9 protein-coding genes are annotated in these 15,512 nt (G+C 44.9%); 5 read left to right on the top strand and 4 right to left on the bottom strand.

What is annotated here, in order from left to right; all coding sequences use genetic code 11:
- Nucleotides 1-9: 9 nt before the first annotated feature.
- Nucleotides 10-2,319, top strand: coding sequence for a hypothetical protein (locus tag ACDG22_RS06935; protein WP_370858816.1), 2,310 nt, complete (start codon nt 10-12; stop codon nt 2,317-2,319).
- Between the two features lie 267 nt (nt 2,320-2,586).
- Nucleotides 2,587-3,579, top strand: a complete 993-nt coding sequence (locus ACDG22_RS06930; RefSeq protein WP_370858815.1) for a quinone-dependent dihydroorotate dehydrogenase — start codon at nt 2,587-2,589, stop codon at nt 3,577-3,579.
- Between the two features lie 82 nt (nt 3,580-3,661).
- On the opposite strand, the gene ACDG22_RS06925 is transcribed toward ACDG22_RS06930, so the two are convergent.
- From ACDG22_RS06925 to ACDG22_RS06910, 4 genes are all read right to left on the bottom strand, one after another.
- Complete coding sequence (locus ACDG22_RS06925) at nt 3,662-4,678, bottom strand: endonuclease/exonuclease/phosphatase family protein (RefSeq protein WP_181975865.1); 1,017 nt, start codon at nt 4,676-4,678, stop codon at nt 3,662-3,664.
- Nucleotides 4,679-4,692: 14 nt separating this feature from the next.
- Nucleotides 4,693-5,976 (bottom strand): DNA/RNA non-specific endonuclease, encoded by a 1,284-nt coding sequence (locus ACDG22_RS06920; RefSeq protein ID WP_370858814.1) that lies wholly within the window; start codon nt 5,974-5,976, stop codon nt 4,693-4,695.
- Nucleotides 5,977-6,070: 94 nt separating this feature from the next.
- Nucleotides 6,071-8,524, bottom strand: a complete 2,454-nt coding sequence (locus ACDG22_RS06915; RefSeq protein ID WP_302451906.1) for a choice-of-anchor J domain-containing protein — start codon at nt 8,522-8,524, stop codon at nt 6,071-6,073.
- Between the two features lie 25 nt (nt 8,525-8,549).
- Nucleotides 8,550-11,258 carry a TonB-dependent receptor gene (locus ACDG22_RS06910; protein WP_007570221.1) on the bottom strand — a complete coding sequence of 903 codons (2,709 nt, stop codon included), beginning with the start codon at nt 11,256-11,258 and terminating at the stop codon, nt 8,550-8,552.
- 766 nt (nt 11,259-12,024) lie between these two features.
- On the opposite strand from ACDG22_RS06910, the gene radA reads away from it, so the two are divergent.
- The 3 genes from radA (at nt 12,025) to ACDG22_RS06895 (ending at nt 15,490) form a co-directional block, all read left to right on the top strand.
- Complete coding sequence (gene radA, locus ACDG22_RS06905; RefSeq protein WP_007570213.1) at nt 12,025-13,398, top strand: DNA repair protein RadA; 1,374 nt, start codon at nt 12,025-12,027, stop codon at nt 13,396-13,398.
- Between the two features lie 27 nt (nt 13,399-13,425).
- On the top strand, nt 13,426-13,599 hold the full coding sequence (locus ACDG22_RS06900) for a DUF3791 domain-containing protein (RefSeq protein ID WP_007570211.1): 174 nt from the start codon (nt 13,426-13,428) through the stop codon (nt 13,597-13,599).
- A gap of 241 nt (nt 13,600-13,840) precedes the next feature.
- Entirely contained in the window at nt 13,841-15,490 is a 1,650-nt protein-coding gene (locus ACDG22_RS06895) for an NAD(P)/FAD-dependent oxidoreductase (RefSeq protein WP_270230864.1), read from the top strand.
- Nucleotides 15,491-15,512: the final 22 nt, after the last annotated feature.

Genomic DNA, 15,512 nt, shown 5'->3' with positions numbered 1-15,512 from the left:
AAGATTACCATGAAAAAACTATTTCTATATTCCTTAATGCTATCATCTGTGCTTTCATTCAGCTCATGCTCTGACGAAGATGAAAGTTTTGGAGCGTCACTAGACCGGGAATGGATGACAATGTTCATCTGCGACAACAACAGAGGCAAGGGAGATGACTACGCATACAACTGTAAGGCAGAAGGTCCTAACGGAAACGATATTCATCTGTACTGGTACGGTGTAAATGACTGTGCCGGATACCAGATTCGCCAGGCACTCCAGCCTAATGTGTCAAACGGAGCTGATGCATGGGGAACATCTGCTGAAAACGGCTTACTGCTACTCGACACAATTGTGGGTCCCGACGTACTCGATCTGGTTATCAAAGACCAGCAGTACTCTACCGATTTCCGTTTTGCCATTCGTGTATTGTCGAAGAAAGATGACAATATAACCGACTTCTCACATGCATCCAAATGGTACGGACACGGCGATGGAAGACAATGGGCTGAATTTCTCGGTATTACTACAGCCGACCGTTATGCTACTCCATTCTGTGTATATGTCGACGGTTCAAAAACAACTGAAACAACCATGCGTGTCATGCTGAACCGTAATTTTGATGTAGTATCCGAAGGTGTATCCGAAGATGACAAAGCCATCTATCGTGAAAAATTTGAGCTGGATGCCAACAACAACTTCGTTTACCAGTGGCTGGAAGTAGCTCCTTCACCCAACAATCCGGAATCTACAGTAAACGAAAAATGGAAAAACTATAAACTCACAGAAGAAGACTTTGCAAGAGGTTATGTAGATATCGACGGACTTCAGAAAAACTCAGTATATGTCATCAACGTACGCAATGAAAACGTCAAGGTAAAATGGGATGCATATTACAATACCTATTCTGCACGTTCCGACGGTGAACCGGGAGAACCTATCCTTGTTACTCACGAACTGACAGCTCCAAGCCGTGACTACTTCGATACAGAAGAAGCTTACCAGACAGCTCTCGAACAACACGAAGTTGCACTGAAATATGACGCAATGCGTATCGACTTCATGCTGACCGACTTTATCTCGGATGTTAATCTGGCAGAAGGACAAACATACTATCTGGAAGGTGGAAAAACTTACTGTATGTTCGATAACCTGACAACCTGTAAAGGATTCATCCTCCGTACAAATCCGGAAGATGTAGCTGCTGGTAAACGTGCAAAAGTATTGCTTGGAGGTATGCATACAACAGGAACAAATGTCAACTCAATGAACCTGATGTTTGGTCGTCAACCACAAGCCGGAGAAGGTGGAGAAATCTACATGAAGATGCTTGAGTTCTATGACATCGATTTCGACTGTCCGCTTGCCCTCAACTATGGTGATAATATAGCTGGAGTTGGTTCTACTACAGGTAACTACTTCATCAATATGTTCTCTAACGGTATGGCAGTACACTTGGAAAACTTTGTTATCAAGAACTGTACATTCAAGAGACTTGTCCGTGGATTTATCCGTGAACAAGGACCTAACTACAAAATCTGGGATCATGTATTGATTGAAGACAACCAGTTCTTCGATTGTGGATACTACAGCAACGGAGCCGGAGGTTATCCTTGGATTGCTGGTTCGGGCAACAATGCCAACTCTAACCTTTACAAAGATTTTGTTGTTCGCGGAAATACATTCTACGATTGTCCGTTCCCGTCATTCTTCAATGAAACCAAACAGGCTAACTGGAAGGGCGGAGCATGGAATATCACATTCGAAAACAATACGCTGGTCAACTGGAATACCCGTGCTGCCGGCAATATCTTCGCCATGCGAAATATTCCTGACGGAAGTACCTATACCGTAAGAAATAACCTGATTATCCTGACCAAGCAAGATGGAGATGCCCGTAACATGATTATGGCAGGAGCTGATATCCGTAAGACTATGACTTTGCCAGACGGATCTGCCGGACATGTCACACTGAACTTTGAGAATAACTATTCTACAAATACTTTCCTCAGCAACGGACAGATATTCAGTAACAACCCATGGACTGCAACCAAGAACAACTTCGGTAGTCTGGTCAACGACGGTTCTGCAACTCTGAACGGTTCTCTGGAAGTTCTGGTAGACGACATCTCACCGCTGGAACTGATGATTGCTCCTAACCCACCTCACAAAGCTGCAACTAACAGTGACCGCTACATGCACCGTGCAGATGCATTGGACGGAACAGGTGGTGAACATGGTGTGAACCTGTACTACAGACAAGATAGTAAGGTATTGAATTCTAAGATTTACCAGCTGGGTATCGGTGCTCCAAAATGGAGAAACGGTCAGAAATAAGTCTGTAAAAAGAAATCTCAGAATCATTAAAGTCATATTCTGAAACCCCAAGCCCTATCATTACCCCGGAAAGGAGTTTTGATAGGGCTTTTTTATGTTCATCTTCTACACTGGCTATTGTCCGATAACAGTCAGAGCATCCTCAATACATTATTCCACAGCTGCCACCTAACAGTCGGGTAATAAGGGATAACTTTTTTTTATGGTAGATTCTCTTGAATATATTGTACCTTTGTAATGGAAAAAATCAAATAAACCATTACCACTATGTATAAATCAATTATTCGTCCCTGTCTGTTCCGTATCGACGCCGAAAAAATCCATGATCAGATTATAACCCTGCTTCATATATATCGCCATCTGGGGCCAATAAGAAGTCTGACTCGCTCACTGTTTCATCCCAAAGCTGTTCCCTTCCAATGGCATAATCTGAACTTCAGCAACCGTGTAGGATTGTCAGCCGGATTCGATAAAGAAGCAAGCTGTTTCGATGAACTGAGTGACCTGGGCTTTGGATTTATAGAAGCGGGAACGGTTACTCCACACAAAGTCGATGGAAATCCTTCTCCACGTATATTCCGGTTACCTAAAGACCATGCTCTCATTTCACGTACCGGATTCAACAATCCCGGAAAAGAAATGGTATTACAGAATCTGAGGCAGAAACAAAACGGGAAATATATATTGGGAGTCAATATCAATACCAATTATCCTGCCGACGAAGAGCTGGCTAGAACAGAAATTACAGATCTGTACAGCACTTTCAGCGAATATGCCGATTATTATACAATCAACTGGGGAAGCATTGCTCCAGAAATCCTCAGTTCCGTACTGATTGCAGTAGCAGACAAAAAGAAGCAGATTGGCAAACCTATATTTCTGAAGCTTCCGGCTGATGTACCTATAGAAAAGCTGGACGATATTATCAGCTTTGCCCGCCAGCATCATATCGACGGATTTATCGCAACCGGTCCGTCACAAGATCGCTCCTTGCTTATTCATTCTTCTCAAGCTGAAGTCACTCACGTAGGTGCCGGAGGAATCAGCGGACTGCCGATTATTTATAAATCAATAGAGGTTGTCAGATATCTTTCTGCACATGCTCCTAAAGAAATGCTCATTATCGGAGCAGGAGGAGTCATGACTCCAGCAGAAGCAACCAGCATGCTGAATGCCGGAGCACATCTGGTACAGATCTACTCAGCGTTCATCTACGAAGGACCCTTTGTCGTAAAACGTATTGCAGAAGCATGCAAATAAACAAGTGTTTGATATAAAAAGAAAATAGACCGTTCCGATTGGAGCGGTCTATTTTCTTTTTATATCATTAAAACGTAACGTATTACTTTTTAATAAAATATACTACAGTCGGAAGATGGTCGCTATATCCGTTCATCCATCTGCCTCCAGCCTGCGTACGCAAAGGATAGCCTTTGTATTTTCCATCCGCTTGCATCAGGTAATCACGCTTGAATATTTCATGAGTGAAATAACTCAGCTTTTTATGGCGCTTGTTCAGGAAATTACCAGTAAAAACAATCTGGTCGAACAAATTCCATTTACCTCTATACTTTAATGTACCATCGCCTCCGGCAAGCGTATTCCACCAAGGATTATATAAATCTTTCTTCTTCACATCTTTCATTTCACGCTTTGCTCCCAAGGCTTCTGCCATACTTTTATCCATAGGATCATCGTTCATGTCGCCCATGATTACAATCTTGATTTTCGAATCCAGACGTTGCAGCGAATCCTTCAGTGCACGTACCTGCATACCTGCACGCTCACGAGCCGGAGATTCAGCTCCACGCGACGGCCAGTGATTTACAATAAAGGCCACACGTTCGCCAGCCAGTTTACCGTCAGCAATCAGAAAACCGCGTGTCGGACGATCTGTCGGTTGAGCCAATACATAAGGAACCAGTTTGGTAGCTGTCACTGTATACAGTTTCGGGTTGTAAAAGAAAGCACAATCCACACCTCTTTCGTCCGGTCCTTCATAATGAATAATCTCATACCCGCGATCGGCCAGTGCCGGCTGTTTCAGCAAATCTTCCAGCACATGACGGTTTTCCACCTCAGCCATACCTATTACCGCAGCCCCCTCAGGTGTCTTGTCGGTAGCCAGCGATCCAAGTACCGTCGACATATTTTTCAGTTTCGACTGATATTTCTTATCGTCCCATTTATTTCTTCCGTCGGGCAGATATTCATAATCTTTCTTACCCTCATCGTGCTTCGTATCAAACAAATTTTCGAGGTTATAAAAGGCAACTCCGTAAACCGTACCTTTCTGCTCTTGAGCATAGCCCGCTATTACCAGACATGCCCAGAAAAACGCAAACAGATATTTCTTCATATATGTGCCTCCTGTTACCATGCCCAGTCATTCAGGTTACAAGCAGCCTCTACCTCATTTTCAAGTACATCAGGCAAATTACAGAAGAAATCAATGCCTGTTTCTTCTTCCAGTTTGTCTACAGAAACCACATATTCTTTCAGTTCGTCAGACGAAGGATTTCTGGTCATACCTTCTTTATGAGGTACCAGGAAAGCAATAGCATGGAATACATCGTCTTTCTGGCTCAGAACAGCCATATAGTAATATTCCGGACAAGCCAGTCCGTGTATAGTAAATCCGTTTGCGTCTGTTGTAGGAGTACCACCATCAACTGTAGTACCTTTGAAGTTTTTCAGCAGCTTATTCAGCGTACCACCTTTTGTAACATACACCTTATCGTATACACCATCGGCTGTAGAACGTCCCCATGTCTGTACACGAGTCTCCAGCTTACGCCAGAAACCACCATTGAAATCATTCAACTGCGGTGAAATGTTGCTGTAGTAGAAAGTCTGATCGTTTGCCTCCTTCAGGTACACACGGTCTTCCGAAGCGCACAGGTGTCCCCTATCAAAACCGTCGTTCTTATGATCGCTTTCCTGAACTTGCATTTCTGCCGGAAGCTTCGGATCTACGGACCAGGCATCTGTACGTTTCACATTATCAGCCGAAGTTGTAGTATCGAACGTAAAAGCTACCCAGTTGGCATGACGTTTTGTATTATCCCATTCTAATGCATAGTTCAGAATCTGTACTCCGTCCATTGTTACATAATGATCGGCGTATACATTCTGGTCATTCAAATGAGGAATTTCATAACCGGTTACCGAAACATTATCATAACCAGTATTTGCATTGACATTATCGTTCGGACGTTCTTCGGTCTGGTCGGTAACGACATACTCAATCGTTACATTGTTTCCATTAATATCAGATACACGGAATTTTACAAAACGATATACCGTTGAAGCAGCATAGCGAGCCCAGTAAGCCGCACCAGCTGTTACAGTAGCATCCGACTGCCATTCTACATTTGCAGGAACAGTTGTCATTTCATCCAGACGTGCAGCTGCTACCTGGGTAAAACTGTAAGCGTTTCCGGCAAACTTTTTATCCTGTATATAAAACGGAGAATCAAATCCTTCCGGTTGGAATACAGAAAAGCCTAATGCAGCATTTTCGTATCCTTTCAGAACAAGCGTAGATGCTCCTTCCTGAGTTGTCTGTACATAACCATTAGGTATGGTATTCTGATCATCACAACCGACATTGAACAAAGCCAGTGCCAGTCCTAAAATAAATAAATGTTTTTTCATGACTAAACCTGTTAGATTTCGTTAGTAAAGAGAAAAATATCCGCCGGTTCTCACCCTTCGGCAGAGAAAGAACCAGCGGATATACATTATAAAATTATTCTGCTTCGTTTACCAGAACATTCTTAATTTCCCAAGTAGGAGCAGCACTGCTTGTGCTCTTGTAAACAAAGGCAATACGGATAACCTGACCAACATATGCGCTCAAGCTATAAGGACCTACTTTGTAGAAGTCCCAGCTCTGTCCGTCAGACCACTGTGTTTCATCAACTTCAACGGTTTCCCATGTACAAGATTCTACATCGTCTATATAATCAGTAGAAACTTTTACCATCATGTATTCAGAAAGCGGATTACCGTTCAGGAACTTATGAGCTTCTTCGAATGACAGCTGAGGTGTCATAGCTTCCGACAAATCGATAGCCGGAGTCAGCAGCCAGCTTTCAGTTTCATAGTTCGTATTGTTCATAAACGCTGAAGCCTTCCATCCATAGCTTGCATCACTCTTCCATACATAACTTACACCTGTCAGTGCAATATCCTGTACGGTAAATCCTCCGTCATTGCCACCAGTCAGCGCTTCGTCCAGATAAACACCAGCCTGTGCTGTATATGTACCGTCGGCAGCTTTTTCGAAGATAGTAGTACGTGTAGAGTAGTTAGTAGAAGCAGCCCATCCACCGTTGAATGTATACTCTTCAACAATCGGGTTACTGTCGGCAGTCTTCTTATAGACTACAGCTACCTGTTCTCCCTTCACTGCATACGGGAACTTCTGTGCCAGATAAACCGGGAAGATAATAGATGGTTTAGAAACATAGTCAGTACCAATTTCAGCGTAGAACTTCGGATCAGCAACCAATACATTAACGTCTTCTTTAGCATATTCAGCCCATGTACCATTAGTGTAGACATACAATGCAGCAGTATTAGCATAAGCACCCGATGCACGTGTTGTCATACGCATCATAGCAGCAGCTACTTCGTTTTCAGGAACTTCCTTAAACAAGCATACATCCCAGTATTTTGCATCTTTTTCTTTCACTAAAGTGTTTTTCAGTTCTACAGTCGGAGCGCACTGGTCTGTACTCTTATAGCCGTATGCAATCACGATTTTCTGTCCCTTAAACTGGCTCAGGTCGATAGACTGATCGGTAAAGGTCCACGAGCTGCCCACCTTCGATGCATCGTAAGTCAGGTCTGTCCAGGTAGCGCCTGCCACATCACCCGTATAATTAGAAGAAACTCTCACGGTAAAGAAATCGGTAGCCTTGTTACCATTCAGGAAGTTGATAGCTAGGTTGAAGCTCAGCACCGGAGCAGTAGCATTCGAAAGATCGATTTCCGAAGATACCACATAACTTTCAGACGGCAGATTCTTTTTGTTTACGAAAGCAGAACCTTTATAGTAACCATATGAATCGATTTTCCATACATAATCAGAACCTTCCGGCAATTTTACATCCTTAATGGCAAACTTATCAGTTTCCTTATTCATCGGATCTGAGAAATAAGTATAAGTAGACTCCGGATAAGCACCGAAACTATATTTTTCGTTTACATACGTCAACTTCACAGTTTTGTTTTTCTCAACATTCTTCAGTGCGAATGTACCGTCACCGTTTTCACTCAAGGTCCATTCTCCACCTTCTGTCGGAACAGATGAAGTTACATTAAAGCTATTGAATGTACCGCTCATGTAAATATACTGCGACCAACCGTTCAGCAAGGTAAAGCCATTATCAGTCTTACCCAAAGTAACTACCTGTTCTGCACCGTCGGCATTTGCAATTACACCATTTTCACCAACTGTAATAGGCGACGGATTCATATATCCATAGTTATAGCTTTCCTTATCCAGCTTTCCGAACGGATAGTAGTTACCGTCGTCAGCCTTGGCAGCTATCACATAATTACCTCCCTCACCATCGAATGAAGTCACCTTCTGGTATACCATCGGAACAACTGAACCACCGCCACTACCGGGTTCAAATTCTGAATATGCATAATTCACAGCTACCATATCTCCTTCGGCAGGATTGCTCATAGCACCAGCCAGCACTTCCGGAAGTTTCTTCATCGTAGACGGAGAAAGGTAGGTAGCCGTAGCAGTTTCTGCCCATACCTTTTTATAATCAGCATTCGAAAGCGTATACTCTTTCAGATTCTTGAAGTCGGCCAAATAGGTAGACGGAGCTTTATACATGTTATATGAAACAGAAAAACGAGATCCGGCATCAGCCTGCGGATATTTTTCTGTAATAAAAGCTGGCAGGAACCATTCTGCTTCCGTTTTGTCTGCAAAATATCTGTTTTTACCAATTGCTTCAAGAGCAGCTACATATGTACCCTTTTCAGGATCTTTCGACAAAGCGATTTCCTTATTGGTTGCATTATTGGCAACTGTCGCATAATCTGCTGCAGCCAATTTGATAGCGACTCCCTTCTTGACATCCGAGATCTGAGAGCCGAGGTTAAACTGGTCATTGTAATCTTCACATGCAGTCAGTGAAGCTAACAATGCTGTAGATATAAATAATATTTTTTTCATAAATTCTTTTCTTTAAAACAGGTGATTAGAAATTAACTCTCAGTCTTAGACTATATGTACGTCCGAAAGCATAGTAACAGTAGATAGTTTCTTCCGAAACAACACCTGATTTAGGATTATATGCCTTAGAGATGTACTGGTAGTCAAGTAAGTTATTTACATTTCCTGACAATGTAGCATCCAGTTTGCCCAGTTTGAAACGATAAGAAGCATTCATATCGATCTGGCTTGCTGCAGGTACTTTCCATGGTTCAGCAATACTGATTTCCTTACCCAGTTTCAAATCGCTTCCGCTGAATGAATAGTAAGCATAGTTACGTCCGTAATAAGTCCAGTCAGCACCAACACGGATAGACTTGCCAATCTTGAAAGTTGCACCCAATGCAGCAGTAGTCTGTGCAGAACCACCCACACGTACACCCTTCAGGTTGATAGAAGCCGACACATGATCGGGAGCACCGATTCCGCTTGCCTGAGTACCGTCTTCCTTCAGCGGCATACCCTTGTCATCGTAAGCATAACCGGTAGCATTGCTGTCCCATTTCCAATCACCCAAAGAGAACATACCTGTAATATCCAACCATTTTACCGGAGTAACCTTCACATCCAGTTCCACACCTTTATGCAAGGCATTTACACCAGTCATATTCATATAGTATTCAGTACGTTCCTGATTATCCAGCTGACCAGATTTAGTCATCGCCTTATCCAGCCATTTGGTCCAGTAAGCATTGACATTAGCAGTCAACCAGCTGTTGCGGAAACCATAACCCAATTCGAAAGAAAGCACTTTTTCATTCTTAGCATCCTTGTTGATGGCATGACTTGCATTCGCCTGCATGAAAGCACCATAAGAGAATTTAGGCGCACGGCTAATATAACCCAAGTTGAAGAAAACGTTATGATTTTCAGTAATGTTGTAGTTAGCTCCACCTTTTGCAGTAAATCCGAGGAAGCTAACTTTATCTGATTTAGCATGAGCTTTGTCGTAGAACAAGCGGTCGTAACGCCAATAAGTAGTATTCGACAATGAACCGGCAACGAAAGCCGAAAGTTTGTCTTTATTGAATTCGCTCTGGAAGAAAGCACCTTCCTGCATTACATGTCCGTCATAATCACGGTAAACTACATCACCAACACCCAGCTTTTCATATTTCCACATCGGATCGGCAGCTGCGATATTATTTTCAGCCAACACATCACCACGAGTAGAGTCCATGAAATACTGACCACCGTACAAGTCCGAAATTTCATTGGTATGAGTTCCCTTGTAATAACGGAAGTCTACACCACCATAGAAGTCGATGTACTTACCGAACTTAGTGGTATAAGTCGACAGCAAACCATACCAGTTGTGATAGTTCTTTGACAAGCTCATGGCAAGCATAGAACCATATTCACTTTCCGCGTTGATATCCTGGATAGCTCCATAGTCGAATGTACCATCAGGATTACGGAACTTAGTCTGAAGCACACCATAGTTGGCACCTTTCCAATCCTGATAAGAATATCCGTAATATTCGTTACCTTGTCCGGAATAACCATAACCACGTCCGATAGAAACATAAGCAACAGTACTCAAAGAAGATTTGTCATCAATCTGCCACTGATGATTCAAGCTGATCTGCGGTTTGTGGTAAGAGTTGTACTCACTGGTTCTGCGACGACCTTCGTTGTCAAAACCGTAAGTTGAATTATATTTATAATTCTTAATGCCATACACTTCTTCAGTCATTTTCCAGTCAGCAATTGTCAAAGCGCCATTACGCTGATAGTGTGTTTGAGGAGCACCAAATACTGTAAACGACAGCTGATGAGCGTCATTCAATCGTTTTGAGACATTCAGGAAGTAGTTGTAGCCTTCAAAGTCAAGTCCTTGAGCATATCCGTTACCCCAGTTCTTAGAACCCAGCAAAGTCATAGCCCATCCTGATTTAGTAAGACCTGTAGAAACACTGAACAAGATTTTGTTCATACCATCGTTACCCAAAGAATACGATACTGTACCACCTTTCTTGCTTTCCAGACTCTGAGTAATGATATTGATAGTACCTCCCACAGAAGGAGCAGAAACTTTTGAAGCACCTAATCCACGCTGCGTCTGCATTGTACGAGTCACGTCAGTCAGTCCTGACCAGTTAGACCAGTAAACACCTCCCCATTCCATATCGTTCATCGGCACACCATTTACCATCACAGCAATATTCTCATTACCGAATCCACGCATATAGATTTCAGAGTCACCGTAACCACCACCATCTTTATTGGCATGCACACCCGGAGTAGATTTCAGGATTTCAGGAAATTCCTGAGTACCCAGTTTTTCTTCGATGAAGTCCATTGCCACGCTTGATACGGCAACAGGAGTTTTACGTGCTACCGCAATAGAAGAAGTTACTACGACATCATTCAGTACATGTGAATCGGCCTCCATCGAAACTGTACCCAAATCCACAGTACCCTTCTGAGTTATTTTCATTGTTTTGGTCTTATAGCCCAAATACTTAAATTCGACAGTAGTTCCCGATGTTGTAATTTTCAACGAGAACACTCCGTCGATATCGGTTACAGAACCTTCAGTAGAACCTTTTACGGAAACCGTTGCCCCGATAAGAGGCTCATTACTTTCCGCATCTACAATCTTGCCTTTCAATGTAGCCTGAGCTACTGCAGTGGCTGTACCAAAAATTACAAGCACCGCAAACAATAGAAAATGCTTCAATTGATTTTTCATACGTTTTCTTAAATTGTTTTTGTGTTATTAATAAATCAGAAACAAATATACTAAAAAAAATTAAAAAATCAGCATAAAAATTCAACTTTGTCAACACATTAACTTGTTTATGTTAATTATTCTATCAGCTTTCCAGACAGAATATTCAAGTAAAGCCAACTTATCCTTTTTATAACAAAACAGTATCACACTTAAACATGCAAAATTCCTTGCAAATTCAAACAACAATACACAAAACAACTAGCAAATTATCAGAAAGTCCAAATTTTAATCGGAATGTCACACACCTGCCGTACTTGCGATTTTAGCAAGTTTCCTATAACACAAAAAGCAGGCGGGCCACTAGTGTACCCAAAAGGTAGCATACCTACCACACTTATTTACAAGCTATTACAAGCTCCTACGGGCCACAACAGCACCACTAGTGTTGCCACCCTTTCCTATTATATATTAAAAGAAAGAGTAAAAGCAAGGGAAGTTTTTTCCGAAAAAACTTCAACCGGATTTTTTTTAAGAATTCGTCAGATCGTTTTTAACACTTCAAAGCATACTGTAAATCTCCTGCAAGAATACGATATATTTTGTACAAAGCATTTCTCTATTCGTACATAAATTAGAGAAAAGTTCGGCAAGTTTTCGCTAAAACACCAGCATTTTTCATTTTCAAAGACCACACAGCCACTAAAGAAAGACATCCAAACATGAGGAAAACAGTCCGGTTTTTAGTATCTTTGCAAAGATAAGCAATCAATCGGAATAAAAAATCATGGCGAAAGAAAAAACCGTATATGTGTGTACCAACTGCGGACAGGAATCTCCCAAATGGGCAGGCAAGTGTCCGTCGTGCGGACAGTGGAATACGTTTGTAGAGGAAGTGGTACGCAAGGAAATGCCCGTAGCCAAGCATGTGGCACACGGTATCGAATCGGTGCGTTCGAAACCCCAACGACTGCACGAGATTACCTCAGGCGAAGAACAGCGCATCGACATGGGCGACGACGAGCTGAACCGCGTACTGGGAGGCGGACTGGTAGAGGGCTCGCTTACGCTGATAGGCGGTGAACCGGGTATCGGAAAGTCGACGCTGGTACTTCAGACAGTGCTCCGCCTCACGGACAAGAAGGTGCTGTATATCTCGGGCGAAGAAAGCGCACGGCAGCTGAAATTGCGCGCCGACCGTATCCCCCATCCTGAAGCAAACAACCTGCTGATAGCGTGCGAAACGTCGCTGGAACAGATTTTCACAAACATCAAGAATACGGCTCCCGATCTGGTCATCATCGACTCGATACAGACCATCTCGACGGAAAACATCGACTCGTCGCCGGGCAGCATCGTACAAGTGCGCGAGTGTTCGGCTTCTATTCTGAAATTCGCCAAAGAAACAGGAACACCGGTTATTCTGATCGGTCATATCAACAAAGAAGGCAGCATTGCCGGACCGAAGGTGCTGGAGCACATTGTCGACACGGTGCTTCAGTTCGAGGGCGACCAGCACTACATGTACCGCATCCTGCGGAGTATCAAGAACCGCTTCGGAAGTACGGCGGAACTGGGTATCTACGAAATGCGGCAGGACGGACTGCGACAGGTGAGCAATCCTTCGGAACTGCTGCTTACGCAAGATCATGAGGGTATGAGCGGCATTGCCATCGCCTGTGCGGTAGAGGGTATCCGTCCGTTTCTCATCGAGGTACAGGCGCTGGTGAGTACGGCGGCGTACGGCATGCCCCAGCGCTCGGCTACGGGATTCGACCTGCGACGCATGAACATGCTGCTGGCGGTACTGGAGAAGCGTGTAGGATTCAAACTGGCGCAGAAGGATGTCTTTCTGAACATCGCAGGAGGGCTGAAGGTGAACGATCCGGCCATCGACCTGGCGGTAATCAGTGCCATTCTGTCGAGCAACATGGATACGGAAATCGAAGCAGGTGTATGCATGGCGGGTGAAGTGGGACTGAGCGGAGAAATCCGTCCCGTAAACCGTATCGAGCAGCGCATCAGTGAGGCCGAGAAACTGGGATTCACACGGATGCTCGTACCCAAGCATAACCTGCAGGGACTGGACCGCAAGAAGATTAAGATTGAACTGGTTCCCGTGCGCAAGGTGGAAGAAGCTTTCCGGCAGCTGTTCGGATAAAAGAGTGCAAAAAACAACATACAAGTCATGACGCAGAATGAAGAATTGGACAAGATTTTCTTTGTGACTTTCTGCATGGAACAGTACAAGCATGAGCACAATATGACAGGAAAAGAGGTTGCCGACCTTTTCTCCCAACAAGGAGCATTGACTTATCTGGAAGAAAATTTCGAAATTCTCCACACACAAAGCCGCCAGTGACTGATGGAGGAAATCAACCATCAAGGAGGTACATCTATGAATCTGGAAGTGACAGATAATAACCTGTATTTGTTTTTACCCGGCAAGATAGCCCGGATGATACAGATTTGCCCTGTTACGCTTTTACCGTTCTGATACATACCGCCGTCTTACAGACCAGTCAACCAAACTGTGGCATTATGATCCCACAGCCGTATGAAGAATTCATGGAAGAAGAAAACGTAAACAAGAACAACCAGTTATGATACAAGAATATCAGTTAAGAGTTCTGCCCGAGCAGGCAGCCAGCGAACAACATATCAAGCAATACGTGAGCCGTGAAAAGGGGCTCGACATTCGTACCATACACGCCGTACGGGTACTGAAACGGAGCATCGACGCCCGCCAGCGGACGATTTACGTAAACCTGAAGGTACAGGTGTTCATCAACGAAACGCCTACCGAGGAGGAGTTTGTACGGACGGAATACCGCAACGTGGAGGGAAAGCCTCAGGTGGTTGTGGTGGGAGCCGGACCGGGCGGTCTGTTTGCTGCCCTGCGTCTGATAGAGCTGGGACTGCGTCCGGTGGTGGTGGAGCGCGGAAAGAACGTGCGCGACCGCAAGACGGACCTTGCCCGCATCAGCCGTGAACACAAGGTGGACCCGGAATCGAACTACAGCTTCGGCGAAGGAGGTGCGGGAGCTTACTCCGACGGCAAGCTGTATACGCGCAGCAAGAAGCGTGGCAGCGTGGACAAGATTCTGAACGTGTTCTGCCAGCACGGAGCAAGCACATCTATCCTGATAGACGCGCATCCGCACATCGGAACCGACAAGTTGCCGAGGGTGATTGAAAACATGCGAAACACCATCCTCGCCTGTGGCGGAGAGGTGCACTTCCAGACGCGCATGGATGCCCTGCTCATCAAGGACAACAAGGTAGCAGGCATTGAAACGAATACTGGAAAGACTTTCCACGGTCCGGTGATTCTGGCTACAGGACATTCGGCACGCGACGTATACCGCTGGTTGTATGCCAACGGGGTGACCATCGAACCCAAGGGTATCGCCGTAGGGGTACGTCTGGAGCATCCGTCGATGCTGATCGACCAGATTCAGTACCACAACAAGAACGGACGCGGAAAGTATCTGCCGGCAGCCGAATACAGCTTCGTGCAGCAGGTAGAAGGCAGAGGGGTGTACAGCTTCTGCATGTGTCCGGGAGGATTTGTGGTTCCGGCAGCCAGCGGGCCTCACCAGCTGGTGGTAAACGGCATGAGTCCCAGCAACCGTGGCACGAAGTGGAGCAACTCCGGTATGGTAGTGGAATTGCGTCCCGAAGACCTGCTCCTGCCCGACTTGCAGCTTCAGGAGTGTGAAACCATTCAGGGTTCGGCAGAAGCGCAGACCGAAGAACTGATTGCCCGTTCGGGAAAACTGCCCGAGGGAAGCGTACATACACTGGCTGTAATGCACTTTCAGGAGAAACTGGAGCAACTCTGCTGGCAGCAGGGTAACATGCGGCAGACGGCTCCTTCGCAGCGTATGGCGGACTTCATCAACCGGAAAATCAGCTACGACCTGCCCGATACCTCGTACAGCCCGGGACTGGTTTCTTCGCCGCTTCACTTCTGGATGCCGAAATTCATCAGCAGCCGACTGAGCCGGGGCTTCCAGTTGTTCGGCAAGAGCTCGCACGGCTTCCTGACCAACGAGGCAGTGATGATTGCCGTAGAAACACGTACTTCGGCCCCTATCCGCATCGTACGCGACAATGAAACCTTGCAGCACGTCACCGTAGAGGGACTGTTCCCCTGCGGAGAAGGAGCGGGATATGCCGGCGGTATCGTGTCGGCAGGTGTAGACGGCGAACGGTGTGCCGATGCCGTAGCGGCGTACTTGCAAAAATGATTCTAATCCTCCAACAACCTAT

Source organism: Phocaeicola coprocola (genome assembly GCF_041333015.1).
GTDB classification, from domain to species: domain Bacteria; phylum Bacteroidota; class Bacteroidia; order Bacteroidales; family Bacteroidaceae; genus Phocaeicola; species Phocaeicola coprocola.
The sequence above is the reverse complement of the archived record's forward strand: the minus strand, read 5'-3'. Positions and strand labels throughout refer to the sequence as shown.